The organism is Kribbella sp. NPDC048837 (assembly GCF_055586945.1).
Map to the genome: position 1 here is coordinate 406,588 of NZ_JBVJHF010000002.1, position 17,740 is coordinate 424,327.

The window sequence follows — 17,740 nt, forward strand, 5'->3', positions numbered from 1 at the left end:
CTCCCCCCGAGCCCGTGGCCGAAGACGGCCCCCGGTCACCCCCCCGCCGGGGGCCGTCGCCTTTCCTCCTCCAGGTCGCTCTGTAAAGAGCTGTACATTTCTCAGCTTTTTCGCGCGTGAGAGCGCTTCCACTTTATGCAGGGTCTTGACAATGTAATCGAGTGGTCACACTTTGTAAGTCATGAAACCGCCTGCGTACCGCCCCCAGGCAGCGGTCATCACCAGCCTGCTCGCCGTTCTCATGGGTCTCCTGCTGACCCCCGGCGCCGCGTCCGCGGCCACCAACCTCGTCACCAACCCCGGCTTCGAGTCCGGTTCCCTGTCCGGATGGTCCTGTCCGGCCGGCAGCGTGACCACCTCGGCCCCACACTCCGGGACCTACGCCCTCCAGGCCAGTCCCGGCTCGAACGACATCGCTCGCTGTTCCCAGTCGATAGCGGTCAGGCCCAGTACGGCGTACACGCTGTCGGCGTGGGTCAAAGGGTCGAACGTCTATCTCGGTGTCGACGGTGGGGCCAGCACCTGGACCACGAGCAGCACGTGGAGCCAGTTGACCGTCCCCTTCACCACGAGTGCCTCGGCCACGACGATCACGATCTATCTGCACGGCTGGTACGGACTCCCGCCGTACCAGGCGGATGACGTCGTACTGGATGGACCGGGCGGGACCCCGGACACCACTCCGCCGTCGACGCCGAGCGGACTGACCGTCGGCAGCCCGACGTCGAGCTCACTGCAGCTGAACTGGTCAGCCGCCTCCGACGCGAACGGCATCGACCACTATGACGTCGTACGGGGAACCGGAGCGGCGCAGAGCGTCGGCAACGTGACCAGTTGGACCGCCACGGGCCTCAGCCCGAGTACGACGTACTCCTTCAAGGTGCGGGCGTGTGACCCGAGCGGCAACTGCTCGCCGTACGGCCCGACCGTGTCGGGCACCACTTCGAGCGGACCGACGAACCCGCCGGCCGGACCGCTGCCGAAGCACGTCGTCACGGGGTACTGGCAGAACTTCAACAACGGTGCGACGGTACAGCGCATCTCCGACGTGCAGGCCACGTACGACCTGATCGCGGTCGCCTTCGCCGACGCCGACCCGTCGCGGCCCGGTGGCATCACCTTCAACCTCGACAGCGCCGGGCTGGGTGGTTACACCGTCGCCCAGTTCAAGGCCGACATCGCGGCGAAGCATGCGGCCGGTAAGAAGGTCATCCTGTCCGTCGGTGGCCAGAACGGCACGATCTCGGTCGCCGACCCGACCGCCGCGGCCAACTTCGCGAGCAGTGCGCTCTCGGTGCTGCGCGAGTACGGCTTCGACGGGATCGACATCGACCTGGAGAACGGGGTCAACGCGCTGTACATGGGTCAGGCGCTGCGCAGCCTGCAGAGTCAGTTCGGCAGTGGCCTGATCATCGCGATGGCACCGCAGACGATCGACATGCAGAGCACCTCGTTCGAGTACTTCAAGCTCGCGCTGGCGATCAAGGACATCCTGACCGTGGTCAACGTGCAGTACTACAACTCCGGCTCGATGAACGGCTGCGACGGACAGGTGTACTCGCAGGGCACGGTCGACTTCATCACGGCGCAGGCCTGCATCATGCTCCAGAACGGACTGCGGCCCGACCAGGTCGGTCTCGGCGTACCCGCGTCGTCGCGGGCGGCGGGGAGCGGTTACGTCTCGCCGGCCATCGTCAACAACGCGCTGGACTGCCTGACCAAGGGCACGAACTGCGGCAACTTCAAGCCGAGCACCACGTGGCCGACGCTGCGCGGTGCGATGACCTGGTCGACCAACTGGGACGCGCTGAACGGCAGCCAGTTCGCCAATCAGGTCGGCGCCCACGTCCACGCGCTGCCCTGACATGCACAGTTATCGACCGGCTCCGGTGCTGGAGGCGCTCGGTGTCTGCTCGGAGGACGAGCAGCTCTACCGGGCGCTTCTGGCCCGCCCGGAGTCCACGACGACTGATCTGGCCCACCACACCGCCTGGCCGGCCACCCGCGTCGGCCGGCACCTGCGGTCCCTCTTGTCCCTCGGCCTGGCCACCCGTACGCCGGACCGCCCGGCCAGATATGTACCCGCGGTGCCGGAGGCCGCGGTGGAACTGCTGGCCCTCCGGAAGCAGGCCGCGATCGTCGAGGCCCGGCTGGGTGCTGCTGTCCTGACGTCCGAGTTCCGCCGGCGCGACGCCGGGCTGCTCACCGTCATCCGCGGCAGCGAGGCAGTAGCCCAGCGGTTCTTCCAAGCACAGCAGAGTGCCCAGGAGGAGGTGCTGCTACTGGACCGCCCGCCATTCGTCGTGCTGCCGATCGAGCCACGGCGGGCGCATGGCGTGTCGTACCGGACGGTCTACGACATGGCTTCTTTGTCGGAGCCGGGGGATTTGGCGGCCGCTCGGTCGGCCGGTTGCCGGATGCTGCGCGACGTACCACTCAAGCTGGTCGTGGTGGATCGTCGTACAGCGCTGCTGCCCACCACACCTGACACGGTCGTGGAGCTCGGACCATCGAATCTGCTGGACGCGCTGCTGCGGTTGTTCGAGCTCTTGTGGCAGCAGGCAAGCCCGCTGACGCCATCCACCGCTGAAGGACCCCTGACCTCCGACGATCGCCAGCTACTCTCGCTGGCCGCCGCGGGTCTGACCGACCAAGCGATAGCCCGCCGCCTCGGCGTCGCTCAACGCACCGTGGAACGCCGCATGCAACGCATCCTGAAAGCACTCGACGCCACGACCCGCTTCCAGGCCGGTCTCCGCGCAGGTCAGCGAGGGCTGTTGGTTTAGTCCGTCACGTCGGCCACCGTGGCGCCGAGGGCCTTGACGAGGTCGTCGGCGTTCACGGTGATGCCGACGCCGTGGTCGCCGCCGCCGAGCGAGATCGTGCCGGTGATCCGGTCGTCGGCGATCACCGGCCAGGCGTTCGTGCTGCCGAGCGGAGTGATCGTGCCGCGGACGTAGCCGGTCACGTCGAGCGCGGTGTCCTTGTCCGGCATCGAGATGCGGTTGACGCCCAGTAGCGCGCGCAGCTTCGGCCAGGCGATCTCCCGGTCGCCGGGCACCAGCACGAACCGGTAGTCGTCGTCGGCGAGCCGCACGACGATCGTCTTGATCAGCCTGGCCGGCTCGATGCCGCGCGCCGCGGCGGCCTCCTCGAGCGAGTTCACCCGGCCGTGCCGCGTTACCTCGTAGCTGAGCCCCAACTGATCGGCTGCATCGGTCGCTCTGGTCACCTGGCTAGTTTGGCACCTTGCTGGGAACGTTCTTGAGCAGTACGGCGAGCACGAGCGTGACGAGGAACAACGCTCCGGCCTCCAGCGCCACTCCGCTCCAGCCGGCGTGACTCCACGCGGTACCCGCCAGGCCTCCGAAGACCGAGGAGCCCAGGTAGAAGGAGAAGAGGTACAGGCTGGAGGCCTGGCCCGTGCTGCCGCCGCTGGCGTGTGCCCGGACCGGGACCCACCCGCTGGCCACGCCATGGACCGCGAAGAAGCCTGCGGTCATCAGTGCGAGCCCGAGCACGATGAGCGGCAGCGGTGCGGCCAGCGTGATCGCCACACCGGCCAGTGTGATCAGGCAGCCGACGGGCACGACCGTACGGCGACCGTAGCGATCCGCCAGCGAGCCGGCCGTGGCTGAGCCGACCGACCCGAGCAGATAGACACAGAAGACCAGCCCTGCGGCGCCGGCACTCAGGCTGTACGGCGCTCCGGACAGCCGGAAGACCGCACCGTTGTAGACGGCGACGAACGCGCCCACAGCGGTGGCGGCAATGCCGTAGAGCGCCAGCAGTGCGGGATCCCGCAGTACCCGAAGGTCTCGCGGGCTGGCCGAGCTCGGGCGGAAGTTGCGCGACGCGGGCAGCAGTAGCCACACCAAGGCGGCGCACAGGATGCCGACGACCGCGATCCCGCCGGATGCGAATCTCCAGCCGCCGAGGTCCGCGAGTCCACCGGCGATCAGACGGCCCGCCATGCCGCCGACCGCCGTACCGGCGATGTAGAGGCCGCTGGCTCGCGCGTGACTGTCTGCGTGGACCTCTTCCCGTAGATAGGCCATCGCCACCGCGGGAAGGCCGGCCATGGCGATGCCCTGCAATCCGCGCAGTGCGAGCAGGGTGTGCCAGGTCGGGGCGAACGCGCTGAGCAGGGCGAAGGCCGACGTGGCTGCGACCGACCACTTCATCAGAGTGGTGCGGCCGATCACCTCTGAGGCCGGACCGGCGATCAGGAGCGCGATGCCGAGCCCGAGTGTGGCGAACGACACGGTGAAGGCGCTCTGGCTGGGGGAGACGTGGAAGGCGTCGACGAGCGCGGGGAGCAGCGGCTGGGTGCTGTAGAGCAGTGCGAACGTCGCCAGGCCGGCCGCGAAGAGAGCGATCGAGAGCTTGCGGTACTCCGGATCACCGGGCAGGTAGCCGGCCTCGAGAGCGACGGACTTGTGCATGTCTTCGACGGTGGCACGGCTTGTGCGATACGTAAAATGTCGATCTCAGCAGTAATCGATACACTTATCGCATGCACGTCGAGGACCTGCGGTGGTTCGCCGTACTCGCGGAGACCGAGCACATGACCGAGACGGCGGCAGTGCTGGGGACGAGCCAGCCGAATCTGTCCCGCTCGCTGCGCCGGGTGGAGAGCGCGTTCGGGGTCCCGCTGTTCGAGCGGGAGCACCGCGGCGTACGGCTGAATCCGTACGGGCGACTGGTGCTCGAGGCGGCCCGGGCCGGGACGGCGGCGGTCGACGCCGCGCGGCAGCGGATCGACGCGCTGCTCGACCCCGAGTCCGGGACGGTCCGGCTGGCGTTCCTGCACTCGGTCGCGACCAGCCTGATGCCGGACCTGCTGAAGGCCTTCCGCGCGGTGGCGCCGAGTATCGACTTCGCGCTGCGGCAGGAGCCTGCGCACGACATCGTCCAGGACCTCGAGAGTGGCGAGGCCGAGATCGCCATCGTCGCGCCGCGGCCCGACCCGGAGCGGTTCGGTTGGCACCTGCTCGAGCGGCAGCGGCTCTGTCTGCACGTCCCGCCGGGACATGCGTTGGCGTCCCGGCATCGAGTGGAACTGGAGACAGTCGCTGATGAGCCCTTCGTCGGTCTGCAGCCCGGTTTCGGCTTCCGGCGCGTGACGGACGATCTCTGCCGCGCGGCGGGCTTCACTCCGCGGCTGGCCTTCGAGGCGACCGACCTCGCGACGATCGACAGCATGGTCGGTGCCGGGCTCGGTGTGGCGATCGTGCCGTCGGGTGCTGTCCGTGGGAACGACAGTGGCGCGGTGCCCATCCCGCTCGCCGGTGTTCAGGCGCGTCGTGAGATCGGCATGTCCTGGCGGCTGCGGACGCAGTTGACGCCGGCGGCCGAGCGGTTCCGGACGTTCGTCCGTTCCCGGCCGGTGACGTCCAGCTGACTTCCGCGGCAGTGAGTTCCGTAGCGTTCGTCCCAATTTCGCGGTGTCGACTTGCAGTGAGAGGGCTTTCCACCGCACTCTTTCCTCCGTGAGGAAGCGTCTCAGTTCGTTCCGGCCGAGCCGTCGGATGCTGTTCGCGGCCGGTACGGCCGCTGCGGCGTCGACGGTCGCCTCGACGGCTGCGGCATCGGCCGAGTCGGTGGCCGGCATGAGCTCGCTCGGCAACTACGGCTCCGGCGTACTCGGAGCCTGGGAGCGGCAGGCCCGCGCGATCTCGGCCGAGGCGCAGGTCCGCAAGACGCGGGAGACCGACGGCGTCTTCATGTTCGGCGACAGCATCGGGGTCCAGGACGGGCCGGCGCTGGCCCGGCAGCTGTCCCAGCTCGGCATCAGCGTCGCCGTCCACAACTGGGCCGGTCGCCCCGTCACGCCGGCGGTCGACGCGCTGGACACCTGGGCGCAGGACTACGGCTTGCCGCACCGCATCCTCATGTCGGTCGGTTCCAACGACATCTTCACGCCGCCCGCGGTCGCCGCTCAGGTCGACCGGACCATGCAGATCGTCGGCGACGAGCGGACGGTCTACTGGGTCAACGTGCAGGCGGCCCGGACGGCGCACGGTCCCGGGGTGCAGGTCTCGGACCAGCGCAACAGCGCCTGGATCAACCTGCAGCTCGCGGACGCGCAGCGCCGGTACGACAACCTTCGCGTCGTGCACTGGGCCGAACATCTGGCCGCCAAGCCGAACCGCTTGGCGAGGTATCTCCGCGACGGGCTGCATCCGTCGGTGCCGCTCGGTCAGAACGCCCGCAACGGCCTGATCGTCGACGCGATCAAGGCCGGCTGAGCACGGCTGGATCAGCCGCGCTCAGCCGTACCTGTTCTAGAAGCCTGCCGTGATGCGGGTGAACTCCCAGTCGGGCTGGGCGATGCCGCTGCAGTTGGAGACCACGCCGCCGCCGGCGCAGCCGCGGTCACGGTTCACCGACCAGAACGCCAGCCGGCCCAGGCCGTTGGACTTGGCCCAGTTGGTGATGTTCTGCCAGGTCGCCGTGGTGGTCATCTCCTGCTGGTCGGACAGGCCGTTCATGCCGGAGATGCCCTGGTGGGCGTAGGCCTGCGCGGTCGTCCAGCCGAAGACGGACTTCAGCTTGTTGTTCAGGCCGGTGGAGGCGCCGACCGTGTCGTTGTAGATGTTGCCGCTGCCGAAGTCGAACGGCATCAGCGTGAAGATGTCGATGTTCGCGCCGAGGGCCGCGGACCGCTCGATCAGCCGGTTGCCGTAGTAGTTCGGGCCGGTGGTCGAGGTGCCGAAGGTGAGGATGGTCTGGATCCCCGGGTTGTTCTGCTTGACGATCTTCAGCGCGTTCAGGATCCGGTCCTGGACCGCCTCGTTCTCGAACTCGTCGGAGTTCTCGATGTCGATGTCGATCGCCTTCAGGTTGTAGGCGTTGATGACCTGCTGGTACGCACCGGCCAGGGCCTCCGGCGTACTGCAGTTCGGGCCGAGCTTGTTGCCGCTCCAGCCGCCGATCGACGGCACGATGTCACCGCCGGCCGCGCGGATCTGGGCGATCGCGTTGGCGTCGGCGCCGCCCTGCAGCGGACGTGAGCCGTCCCAGGCCGGGTTGCAGCCGCCGGACGACAGGATGAACGCCATCGTGAACCACTTGATCCCGGTCGCGTTCATCACCGTCTGCGGGTTCGGCGGGTCGCCCCAGCCCATGTAGAGGTACGGCGCTGCCCGGCGGGTGCCCGTGTTGCCACCGCCATTGCCGGTCGTGACCGAGACGCTGCTGCTCTTCGGGCCCTCACCGGCGCTGTTGGACGCACTGACCTGGTAGCTGTAGGTCGTGTTCGCGCTGAGTCCGGAGTCCGTGTACGACGTACCCGTCGGGCTGCCGACCTTGGTGCCGTTGCGGTAGACGCTGTAGCTGGTTGCACCGGAGGTCGCGGACCAGTTCAGGTTCACGGACGTGCCGGACGCCGTACCGGACAAGCCCGTGGGGGCGCCGGGGGCAGTGCCGCCACCGCCGCCCGAGCAGGAGCCGCCGTTCAGCCGGCAGGCGGCGACGCCTGGGAAGTTGCCCGGGCTGCCGTTGAAGCCGAAGCTGACCGACGCGCCCGGTGCGAGCGGTCCGGCCCAGCTGGGTGGGGTGAAGGTGTGAGTCTGGCCGCTGCTCGTGTGCGTGGCGTCCCACGTGCTGCTGACGGTGTAGCCGGACGGGAAGTCCAGTGCGACCGACCAGGTGCTGACTGTGCTGGTGGTGCCGTTGGTGACGGTCACCTTGCCTTCGAAGCCACTGCCCCAGTCGGACACTTTGGTGAAGGCTGCGGTGACTCCTGCCGCGTTCGCCGCCTGTGCGGTCAACAGTGCGACGACGACCGCGATGATGGCTGCTATCGCCAGAGAGATGCGTTTCATGATGCTCCGATCAGTGGGCGGTACGTGATCAGACCCGGCCCCAGAGTGCGGGGACGTTCGGTGGCTCCCAGCCGGTCAGGGAAGTGTGGCCCTGGATGCACTTGTAGGTGACGCCGTTGTAGGACACCAGTGCACCGGTCGCGTACGCCGTGTTGGGCGCCCACGGGGTCGCCGTGGTCGGCGGCGTAGTGGGAGGGGTCGTCGGCGGTGTGGTCGGTGGAGTGGTGGGCGGTGTGGTCGGGGGTGTGGTGGGAGGCGTGGTCGGCGGCGAGGTTGGCGGGCCGCTGCAGCCCGGCGTCTCGGCGTTGACCGAGTTGACGACGGCGTTGAAGAGCGTGACGCCCGGGTCCAGTGCCTCGAGGGAGTACATCATCGCGCCGGCCAGTCCGTTGCAGTGCTGGTAGTCGGCCTTGGCCTTGATCGACTGGGCGTTGTCACCCGACCAGAACGTGCCGTTGCTGTAGAACCACGAGGACTTGGTGGCGTCGTCGAAGTACGTCATCGACGGGTTGTCGACGAAGCCGGTGAGCTCCTTGTAGAACGAGACACCGGGCACGTTGCCGCTCAGAGCGTGTCCATCGGCCGGTCCGGTCGCGGGCTGGTACTTGCCATTGGCCGTGGCCGGGACACCCTTCCATCCCCTGTAGTAGAAGGGATATCCGATGGTCAGCTTGCTCGCCGGGAACCCACCGGGGATGCCGTACGCCGAATCTCCGGCTGTCCACGCTTTCACGGCGGCGTCGACGGAGTACTTGCCCTGGCCCGGCGGGATCGGGGTGCTCGGGTCGTTGGGTGCCGTGTACAGCGGGTCCTGGAAGTTCGTCGGCCCGGTGGCCTCCCAGCCGCCGTGCATGTCGTACGTCATGATGTTGTTGTAGTCGAGGTACTGCCCGATCTTGTTCGTCTCGATCGTGGAGATCTTGTCCTGGCCCGCCGGCGTGGCCGCGGTCAGGTAGTAGCGCTTGCCGGTCTGGTTGCCGTAGGCATCGAGTTGGGTGCGCAGCTCGGCCAGCAGCAGGGTGAAGTTCTGCTTGTCGGCGGTGCTGTAGTGGTTGCCGACGTGACCGTTCGGCGAGCCCGGGTACTCCCAGTCGATGTCGATCCCGTCGAAGATCCCGGCCGCGCTCCCCGGACCGCCGAAGCCGTCGACCATCGGCAGGTCGCCCTTGAGGAACATGTTCACGCAGGAGCTGACGAAGGCCTTGCGCTTGGCGTCGGTGGAGGCGGCGTCGGAGAAGTACTTCGAGTACGTCCAGCCGCCGATCGAGATCAGGATCTTCAGGTTCGGGTACTTCGCCTTGAGCTTCTTCAGCTGGTTGAAGTTGCCCTGGATCGGCTGGTTCCAGACGTCACCGACCCCGTCGACGCTGATGTCCGCGCCGTACGACTTGCCGTAGTCGGCGAACGCGTCGCCGGCGCCGTCACCGGCGCTCGGGTTGTTCTCGTCCTGGGACGCGGCCTTGTTGGCCATGAAGCAGGTGTGGTCGGTCGGATGGATGTTCGCGAACGCGTAGTTCAGGAAGTCCAGCTTGCCGGCGGCGCCGGTGGTGATCAGGTTCTTCGGGTAGAAGCCGTTGGCGTAGATCCCCCACTGGGTGAAGTAGGCCGTCTTGACGCCGCCGCTGGTCGCAGCCGCGGCGGAGCGTGCTTCTGGGGTGGCCAGCGAGACGCCGGCGGCGGCGATCAGGGCGGTGGCGGCGACGGTGGCCGTGGTGGCGAGCATGCGTAATCGACTCATGGGCGGGTCCTCCGGAGCGTGGGACGGAAGCGGTCCGGTGAAATTTAGTTAAAGACGCTTCGAAAGGAACCGTAACCGTTCCCGTCGGGTTGGTCGCCGCCTCGCCGTGGCGGGTTCCCGCTGCTGACGGAAACCCGACAACCCCTTTGTCCACAGGGTTTCGGTGCGGTCCGCGGAAGCGGGTCGATGACGGCATGTTCTAGGCATGGACAACACCTCACCCCCCACATCGGTGCTCTTGGCAACTACCAACGAGATCCTGCTCGACGACCTGCTCCGGCTGGCGGCGGCCGCCTCGATCACGCCCGTGGTCGAGCCGGACCTGGTCGGCGTCCGCCGTCGCTGGCACTCCTGTTCGCTGGTCGTGGTCGGCCGCGACCTGGCCGAGCCGCTGGCCCGTGCGCAGCCCGCCGCTCGACCAGGCGTCGTCGTCGTGGGTTCGGTCCTGGACGGTGACGACCTCTACCGCTGTGCCTTCGACGTCGGTGCGGATGCAGTGCTGCGCTTGCCCGACGACGAGTCCGCGCTGGCGGGCAAGTTGGCGGACGCGGTGGACGGTGCCGTGCGGACGGCTGTCACGCTCGCCTTCGTCGGCGGATGTGGGGGAGCGGGGGCGACCACCCTTGCCTCGGCCGTCGCGGTGTTCGGCAACCGACGCGGTTTCCGCACCATGCTGATCGACGGAGATCCGTTGGGTGGCGGCATCGAGTTGGCCCTCGGCATCGAACGCGACCCCGGCGACCGCTGGCCCAAACTCCTCAACGCCTCTGGCCGGGTGAGCGCCGCCGCCCTGCGCTCCGCCTTACCGTCGGTCGACGGTCTCGCGGTCCTGTCCTGGGACCAATCCGATGTGACTGTCCTGCCACCCGACACGATGAGTTCGGTGATCGGCGCCGCCCAACGCAGCAGTGATCTCGTCGTCGTCGACCTTCCCCGCCGCGCGGACGCGGCGGTCGAGGAGGGGTTCATCCGAGCCGCCGCCACCCTGCTCGTCGTCCCCTGCGACGTCCGCTCGGTCGCCGCCGCCAAACGCTTCGTCGGCCCCCTCCGCGCCGTCGCCGGCGATCTCCGCGTGATCGCTCGAGAATCCCGCCCCCACGGTCTCTCCGCCACCGACGTCGCCACCCACCTGTCCTTGCCCTTAGCAACAAAAGTGGGCCTCGAACGCGACCTCCCCACAGCCATGGACCAAGGCCGCTTCGACCCCCGCCCCCGCGGCCCTCTGGCCCGAGCAGCCACCGACCTCCTGGACCTCTTCACCCATCAGCAATCAACAGCCGCTTAGCGGCCGCCTCCCTCACCTTTGAGCGCGAACACTCGGATCGGAAACCGCATGACCAATCGTCTTGCCTCAGCCACCCTCGAGAGTGCCTCGGTATCCGCCGAACTGCTCAACCGCGTCCGCGGCACACTCGCCCTCACCGGCGCCAAGCCAACCCCTGCCCACGTCGCCGCCGCCCTCCGCGCCGACGGCACCGTCTGCGGCGACGCGATGGTCCTCGCCGTCGTTACCGCCCTCCGCCGCGAGGCTCTCGGCGCCGGCCCACTCGACAGCCTGCTCGCCGAACCAGGCATCACCGACATCCTCGTCAACGGCCCCGACGAGGTCTACATCGACCGCGGCCAAGGCCTGGAGCGCGTCTTCGTCCGCACCGGCGACGAACCCGCCATCCGCCGCCTAGCCACCCGCCTGGCCGCCGCAGCGGGCCGCCGCCTCGACGACGCCACGCCGTACGTCGACGTCCGCCTCTCCGACGGCACCCGCTTCCACGCCATCCTCGCCCCCGTAGCCGGCCCCGGCACCTGCCTGTCCCTCCGCGTCCCCGCCCGCCACGTCTTCACCCTCGACGACCTCGTCACCGCCGGCGCCCTACCTCCATCAGGTACGCCGATCCTCCGCGACCTCCTCGACTCCCACCGAGCGTTCCTCATCAGCGGCGGCACCGGCACAGGCAAGACAACCCTCCTGAACTCTCTGCTCTCCCTGACAGACCCATCCGAGCGCCTGGTCCTGGTAGAGGACGCAGGCGAGCTCCGCCCCAACCATCCCCACGTGGTCCGCCTGGAAGCACGCCAACCCAACGTGGAAGGCAGCGGCGAGATCTCCCTCCGGGACCTGGTCCGCCAAGCCCTCCGCATGCGCCCCGACCGCTTGGTAATAGGCGAAGTCCGCGGCCCCGAAGTAGTAGACCTCCTCACCGCCCTCAACACCGGCCACGAAGGCGGCTGCGGCACCATCCACGCCAACTCAGCCGCCGACGTCCCAGCCCGCCTGGAAGCCCTGGGCGCCCTAGCCGGCCTCCCCCGAGAGGCCATCCACAGCCAGGTCGCATCCGCCCTCCACGCCGTAATCCACCTGACCCGAGACCCCACCGGCCACCGCCGAGTAGCCGAAATCCACACCCTCACCCGCCACCCCACCGGCCACATAACCACCACCCCCGCCGTCCACTTCCACCCCAACGGCACCACCACCCTCCACCCCTCAGCCCAAACCTTCACCACCCTCCGCCCAACCCCACCCGCCGCCAACCCCCAACCCACCCAGCCATCCGCAGCCCACCAACCACCCCAGCCCGTCCCAGCCCAACCTGTAGACCACCGACACCCAGATCCCACCAACCCGAGCCCGCCTCTCCCGCACCCACAGCCAGGCGAACCCACCTCCCGCCCGCAGCCGATCTCACACGCCACTCACCCGGCCCAACGCCCACACACCTGCGACCTGCAGCCCGGCGGCGTCACCTCCCAGCTGCAGTCGACCTCGCGCGCCACCCACCCGAACCCACACCCGCACACCGCCGACCCGCAGCCCGGCGTACCCGGTGCAGCATGACCGCCGCCTTCGTCTCCGCCCTCCTGGTCTTCCTCGCCAGCACCCTTCTCCTCCCGCACCCAGGCCGCGGCCTCCACCGCCTAACCCCGCACCCCCAACGACCCGACGACCGACAACTCACCCGCCCGTCTCCAACCCGTCACCGACCACTCGACAACCTCACCCGCCCCGCCCACCTCGGCCGCGCCATCCCCCTAGCACCGATCGCCGCGCTCCTCGTACTCCTCCTCGGAGCACAGTTCCTCGTCTCGACCATCGCCATAGCAGTCGTCATCAAACTCATCGCCAACCAACGCACCCAACACCAACGCCGCACAGCCGCCACAGCACGCCGTACTCAAATCATCGAAGCCCTAGACGTCCTAGCCGCCGACCTGACCGCCGGCCGCCCACCCGTCGACGGCCTGGAAGGCGCAGCCTCCATCAGCCCCGACTTCCAAGTAGCCCACGCAGCAGCCAAACTCGGCGGCGACGTCCCTGGCGCCCTAGAACTATCCGCAGAATCCCCAGGCGCCACCGGCCTCCGCGCCCTCTCCGCAGCCTGGCGCGTAGCCGAGGAATCCGGCGCCGCCTTCGCCGCCCTCACCGAGCGCCTGGCCGACTCCCTCCGCGCCGACGAAACCATCCACCGCCAAACCGAATCCAGCCTCGCAGGCGCCCGCTCCACCGCCCGGATCCTCGCCGCCCTCCCTCTCTTCGGCATAGCCCTCGGCTACTCCCTAGGCGCCCACCCCCTCACCTTCCTCACCGCCACCCCCACCGGCTGGCTCTGCATGACCGCAGGCCTAACCCTCACCACCATCGGCCTCCACTGGACAACCCACCTCTCCAAACCCCCCACCTAACAACAGCTTCTCCGACCAACCCACCACCCGCCATCACCCCGCCTCGTGCCACCCACACGACCACCGCCTTCCCGGTGCCAGCCCCACCCTCTCCGAGGTCCGTCATGCCAGCGACCCTCTCCGCAGCAACCGCCGTAGCAATCACCACCTACCTACTAACCCCACCCCACCCCGACCTCCGCCGCCTCACCGCACACCCCCGCCGTACGCGCACCCAGACCCCAAGACCCCACCGACTCGCAGCAGCCATCACCGCAATCGGCGCACTCCTCCTCATCGGCCTCCCATGGGGCATCCCACCGGCAGCAATCGCCTTCTACACAATCCCTCGCGCCCTATCCCGCCTAGAACCAGCCGCCACCCGACAACGCACCGCCCAAATCACCCGCGACCTCCCGCTAGCCGTAGACCTCTTAACCGCCTGTCTCCGAGCCGGCCGCCCACCCCAACACGCCTTAACCCTCGTCGCGACCGCCATCCCCGGCCCACTAGCCGACGTCTTCACCAAGATCGCCCACCACCTAGCCCTAGGCGCCGACCCGGCCGACGCCTGGTCCCGTCTACGCACCGAACCAGCCTGCGCCCCCGTAGCCCGAGCCATCGACCGCTCAATCCGCTCAGGCGCACCCCTCTCCAAAACCCTCGAACACCTAGCCGACGACACCCGCCAGGCGCACCACCACGCCGCAGACCAACAAGCCCGCGCGGCAGAGTCCCGCGCCGCCCTCCCGCTAGGCCTCTGCTTCCTCCCCGCCTTCATCCTTCTCTCCATCGTCCCCACCATCGCCGACGCCCTGATCCCCTACCTTTTCCATCCCTGAAGCCGTCATCCACAACCCCAAAACTCCTTGTAAAAAAGGCCATCCAGCAACGGCATGTTGTCAATGAGCGAACCGGACAAGCCGATCGCAACCACGGAGGTATCCAGATGTCCAAGGCACTAGTAGCCGTCCGCAACCATCTCCGCGCCCGCCCCTACACCCAGCGCGGCGCCGCCACCGCCGAGTACGCCGTCAGCGTCGTAGCAGCCTGTGGCTTCGGCGGAATCCTCGTCGCCCTCCTCAAATCCGACGTCATGATGAACGCCCTCAAAGCCCTCATCAACTACGCCCTCCAGCTAGCCGGCGTAGAAGGCGTCCAGCTCTAACCCCCACCCCCCGGCGGCCGGTCGAGCCACCCCTCCCCGACCGGCCGCCCCGGTGCACCTAACCCAACGCCTCGCCCCATCCCGCCGCCCCCGCCCGGCCGCCACCCTCACCCCAAACGCCTCGCCGCATCCGGCAGCCCACCTCGCCCCCGCCCGGCTGCCGCCATTACCGACGCCTGGCCCGATCGCGCAGCCCGCCTGGCCCCGGCCGGCCGCCGCCATTACCGACGCCTGGCCCGATCACGCAGCCCGCCTCGCCTCCGGCCGCCGCCCTCATCGAACGCGTCGCCCTATCTCGAACCCGCGTCGCCCGCCCGCCGCCTCGGGTGCCACCCTCACTCGACGCCACGGGCCCTTGGCCAGATCACAACCGCCGCCGTCGGCCCAACCCGCAGCCCAGTTCGCACCCGCCGCCGTCGGCCCAACCCGCAGCCCAGTTCGCACCCGCCCCAACGCCTGGATCCCGGAGCCCTCATGCGCCTCCCCAACCCCCTCGCCGCCACCCCACCCGCCACCCCTCGCGACGCCGCCCGCACCACCCCACAACTCACGCCTTCCGCTCGAGCCATCCCCGCCGCCCGATCCGCCGCACGCAAGCGAGTCGTCTCCACCGCGCACACCACTACCTGCTCCCGCGCCACGTTTGCCGCACGAGCTCAACCGTCTGACCGCGGCGCCGTGACCGCCGAGTTGGCGATCACCCTCCCAGTCCTGCTTTCCCTGCTCCTGTTAGGGATCTGGTCGATCGGCCTGGTCGTCCTCAACATCCAATGCATCGACGCCGCCCGAGACGTAGCCCGCGCAGTAGCCCGAGGCGAACCACCCGACGAAGCGAAAGCCATCGGCCGCCGCACCCTCCCCACCGGCGACATCACCATCACCCGCGAAGGCTCCGACATCCACGTAACAGTCACCGCCGCCCCCACCCACAACCCCCCACTCCTCGCAGCCCTAGCCCCCTCTCACCTAACCGCCCACGCAACCCTCCAATCCGAACCAACCACCCAGGAAACCCCATGACCCACAACGAGAAAGGCAGCTCCACCCTCCACTCCCTCCTCGCCGCCGTACTCCTCATCACAGCCCTAACCGCCGCCACCCTCTGGTCCGCCATCTCCACAGCCCGCCACAAACTCACCGCCGCCGCCGACCTAATAGCCCTAAGCGCCGCCCACTCCCTCACCACCCCGCCCAACAACACCCCGTACGCCGCAGCAACCCAAACCGACACCACCCCCACAACAGCCACCCGCAAACCACCCCAGGCCACGACCACCTCAAACGAGCCCGTTCGAACCACGACCTCAAGCGCACCCGCTCTCGCCACGGCCAACCCAGACGCCCCCGCCTTCGCCACGATCACGCCAGACGATCCAGGTCTCGTTCCGACCACCTCAGACGAGCCAGCTCCCGCAGCATCCACCTCAGACGGGCGCGCATTCGCCGCGACCACATCAGCCGTTACCGAGGCCTGCGCCACAGCCGCTCGAATAGCCGCTCTCCACCAAGTCCAACTGACCGCCTGCCATCCGACGCCGACCTCGGTCACCGTCGAGGTAGCCCTCCAACTCAACCTCCAGATCTCCCACCCAACGCTGACCACCACCGCCCGAGCCGGCCCTCTCTAGCCCTCACCAAGCCCCAGCCACGGACCCCGGCTGAACAAGACGGCACAAGCTACGGCCTGGCAGCTCACAGGGAGCAGCAGCTACGGCCTCGCAGCTCACGGTGCAACAGCCACGGATCGACCACCACCACACGAACGCGCAGGCCAGAGCATCTCTTTGACGCAACCAATCGGTTGCTATAAAGTGGCAACCAATAGGTTGCTATTAACCGGGAGGTAGTCATGCACGCCGGTCCGACACTGCGATTCACCAAGCGAGAGCGGGTGGTTCTGCTGGTGCTGCTCGGAGCCGGGTTCATGATGTCTGTGGACTTCTCGATCCTGAACGTGGCCCTGCCCGAGGCTGGGGCCGCGGTTGGCTTGGGGCCAGCCGGGTTGCCATGGATCACCTCCGCGTTCGCGTTACCGGCGGCTGGTTTCACGTTGTTGTTCGGGCGACTCGGGGATCTCTTCGGGCGACGCAGGCTGTTCTTGTCCGGAATGGTTCTGCTCGCCGCGGCGTCGCTGGTCGGAGGCTTCGCGGGTAGCGCCGAGGTGATGCTGATCGCGCGGGCCTTGCAAGGTCTAGCCACGGCGATGGCGCTTCCCTCGGCCATGTCATTGCTGACCACGAGCTTCGGTGAGGGTGCAAGAAGAGAGCGGGTTCTAGGGCTGCGAGGAGCACTGCTGTCAGCCGGGTTCGCGGTGGGCGCGCTGGTCGGCGGTGCCTTGGTCAGCATGCTCGGCTGGCGCGCGGCGTTCTTCATCAACGTGCCGGCTGCTGTGGTCGTCCTCGCGCTCACTCCGTTCGTGGTCGCCGAGAGTTCCGCGAGTGTTCGGTCGAAGGTGGACGTACCGGGAGCCGTTACAGTCACCGGTGGGCTCCTGGCGGTCGTGTACGCCGTGATCGAGCGGAGCGCCCCATCGGCGGTTGTCGGCGTACTACTGCTGGCTGCGTTCGTCGTGATCGAGTTACGTTCGCCGGCGCCGCTCGTAGCGCGGCAGGTGGTGAAGCGGCCGTCGGTGGCTTGGGGCAACCTCGCTGGGTTCGTGGTGTGTTCGATGGAGCCCGCGATGATCTTCCTGACGACGCTGTACCTGCAGCAGACGCTGAAGTTGTCGCCGCTTGCGACCGGTATCGTCTTCGGGGTTCCGGGCCTCGCGTCCGTGGCGGCCGGTGTTCTCGCGGGTCGGATCATCGGGCGCCACGGCAGTCGCCTGGTCCTGGCCGTCAGCATGTCCGTGCAAGGAGTCGCGACGTTCCCGCTAGTCTTTCTCGGCGCCCACCGGATCGCGCTGGTCGTGCTGATCCCGGCCCTGTTCATCGGCTTCTTCGGGCACGTCGCCGCGATTGTGGCGTACACCGTGACGGCGACCTCCGGCGTGCCCGACGGCGAGCAGGGACTGGCAAGCGGTCTGACCTCGATGACGCAGGAGGTGGCCGGCACTGTCGGCACGCCGGTCCTCAGTGCGATTGCGGCCAGCCAGGCTGTACAGCTCGCCGGCTTCCATCTAGCGCTGTCGGCGGACGTGGTCGTGACGCTGGCCTGTGCGGTTCTGATCTACCTCGCACTGCGGCCTCGCGTGCGGCAATCCGTACGGCGAACTGCCGAGCCGGCGCCGGTCGCTAGCTGACCCAACGAGCACCACCGAGGCGGTGTTCGGGTGTGTGGGTTCGGCGTGGTTCTGGTGGGGTCGCGATCTGGTCGCAATCTGGTAGAGATGCCGCGTTGATGTGG

The 17,740-nt window shown here is 68.4% G+C and carries 15 protein-coding genes; 11 read left to right on the forward strand and 4 right to left on the reverse strand.

All coding sequences use genetic code 11. The annotated features are described in order from the left end of the window. The first annotated feature begins 181 nt into the window (after positions 1-181). Together ACZ6O0_RS09880 and ACZ6O0_RS09885 are read left to right on the forward strand one after the other, a co-directional pair. Entirely contained in the window at positions 182-1,864 is a 1,683-nt protein-coding gene (locus ACZ6O0_RS09880; RefSeq protein ID WP_465764456.1) for a chitinase, read from the forward strand. 1 nt (position 1,865) lies between these two features. Then, on the forward strand, positions 1,866-2,786 hold the full coding sequence (locus ACZ6O0_RS09885) for a helix-turn-helix domain-containing protein (protein ID WP_465764457.1): 921 nt from the start codon (positions 1,866-1,868) through the stop codon (positions 2,784-2,786). On the opposite strand, the gene ACZ6O0_RS09890 is transcribed toward ACZ6O0_RS09885, so the two are convergent. Together ACZ6O0_RS09890 and ACZ6O0_RS09895 are read right to left on the reverse strand one after the other, a co-directional pair. Further along, positions 2,783-3,232, reverse strand: coding sequence for an aminoacyl-tRNA deacylase (locus ACZ6O0_RS09890; RefSeq protein ID WP_465764458.1), 450 nt, complete (start codon positions 3,230-3,232; stop codon positions 2,783-2,785). The two genes, ACZ6O0_RS09885 and ACZ6O0_RS09890, sit on opposite strands and share 4 nt — an antisense overlap. A 4-nt stretch (positions 3,233-3,236) precedes the next feature. Then, positions 3,237-4,445, reverse strand: a complete 1,209-nt coding sequence (locus tag ACZ6O0_RS09895) for an MFS transporter (RefSeq protein WP_465764459.1) — start codon at positions 4,443-4,445, stop codon at positions 3,237-3,239. 71 nt (positions 4,446-4,516) lie between these two features. Here ACZ6O0_RS09895 and ACZ6O0_RS09900 point away from each other — a divergent pair, with 71 nt between their 5' ends. Next, positions 4,517-5,404: a LysR family transcriptional regulator gene (locus ACZ6O0_RS09900; protein ID WP_465764460.1), complete on the forward strand. Its 888-nt coding sequence runs from the start codon at positions 4,517-4,519 to the stop codon at positions 5,402-5,404. 88 nt (positions 5,405-5,492) lie between these two features. Beyond that, on the forward strand, positions 5,493-6,251 hold the full coding sequence (locus ACZ6O0_RS09905; protein ID WP_465764461.1) for an SGNH/GDSL hydrolase family protein: 759 nt from the start codon (positions 5,493-5,495) through the stop codon (positions 6,249-6,251). A gap of 36 nt (positions 6,252-6,287) precedes the next feature. On the opposite strand, the gene ACZ6O0_RS09910 is transcribed toward ACZ6O0_RS09905, so the two are convergent. Together ACZ6O0_RS09910 and ACZ6O0_RS09915 are read right to left on the reverse strand one after the other, a co-directional pair. After that, the gene (locus ACZ6O0_RS09910; protein WP_465764462.1) at positions 6,288-7,829 is read right to left on the reverse strand and encodes a glycoside hydrolase family 18 protein; all 1,542 of its coding nucleotides are present in this window, start codon (positions 7,827-7,829) and stop codon (positions 6,288-6,290) included. 28 nt (positions 7,830-7,857) lie between these two features. Then, positions 7,858-9,567: a glycosyl hydrolase family 18 protein gene (locus tag ACZ6O0_RS09915; RefSeq protein WP_465764463.1), complete on the reverse strand. Its 1,710-nt coding sequence runs from the start codon at positions 9,565-9,567 to the stop codon at positions 7,858-7,860. A gap of 205 nt (positions 9,568-9,772) precedes the next feature. Between ACZ6O0_RS09915 and ssd the strand changes: the two genes are divergently transcribed. The 7 genes from ssd to ACZ6O0_RS09950 all read left to right on the forward strand — a co-directional run bounded on the left by ssd (position 9,773) and on the right by ACZ6O0_RS09950 (position 17,636). Beyond that, positions 9,773-10,852 (forward strand): septum site-determining protein Ssd, encoded by a 1,080-nt coding sequence (gene ssd / locus ACZ6O0_RS09920; RefSeq protein WP_465764464.1) that lies wholly within the window; start codon positions 9,773-9,775, stop codon positions 10,850-10,852. A gap of 48 nt (positions 10,853-10,900) precedes the next feature. After that, a complete protein-coding gene (locus tag ACZ6O0_RS09925) occupies positions 10,901-12,403 on the forward strand; it encodes a TadA family conjugal transfer-associated ATPase (RefSeq protein ID WP_465764465.1) in 1,503 nt (500 codons plus the stop codon). Next, positions 12,400-13,248: a type II secretion system F family protein gene (locus ACZ6O0_RS09930; RefSeq protein ID WP_465764466.1), complete on the forward strand. Its 849-nt coding sequence runs from the start codon at positions 12,400-12,402 to the stop codon at positions 13,246-13,248. The genes ACZ6O0_RS09925 and ACZ6O0_RS09930 overlap by 4 nt, the downstream gene beginning before the upstream one ends. A gap of 104 nt (positions 13,249-13,352) precedes the next feature. After that, positions 13,353-14,069, forward strand: a complete 717-nt coding sequence (locus ACZ6O0_RS09935) for a type II secretion system F family protein (RefSeq protein WP_465764467.1) — start codon at positions 13,353-13,355, stop codon at positions 14,067-14,069. 107 nt (positions 14,070-14,176) lie between these two features. After that, on the forward strand, positions 14,177-14,395 hold the full coding sequence (locus tag ACZ6O0_RS09940) for a DUF4244 domain-containing protein (protein ID WP_465764468.1): 219 nt from the start codon (positions 14,177-14,179) through the stop codon (positions 14,393-14,395). Positions 14,396-14,869: 474 nt separating this feature from the next. Beyond that, positions 14,870-15,415 (forward strand): TadE family type IV pilus minor pilin, encoded by a 546-nt coding sequence (locus tag ACZ6O0_RS09945; protein WP_465764469.1) that lies wholly within the window; start codon positions 14,870-14,872, stop codon positions 15,413-15,415. An 829-nt stretch (positions 15,416-16,244) separates the two neighbouring features. Continuing rightward, positions 16,245-17,636, forward strand: coding sequence for an MFS transporter (locus ACZ6O0_RS09950; protein WP_465764470.1), 1,392 nt, complete (start codon positions 16,245-16,247; stop codon positions 17,634-17,636). Positions 17,637-17,740 lie beyond the last annotated feature (104 nt).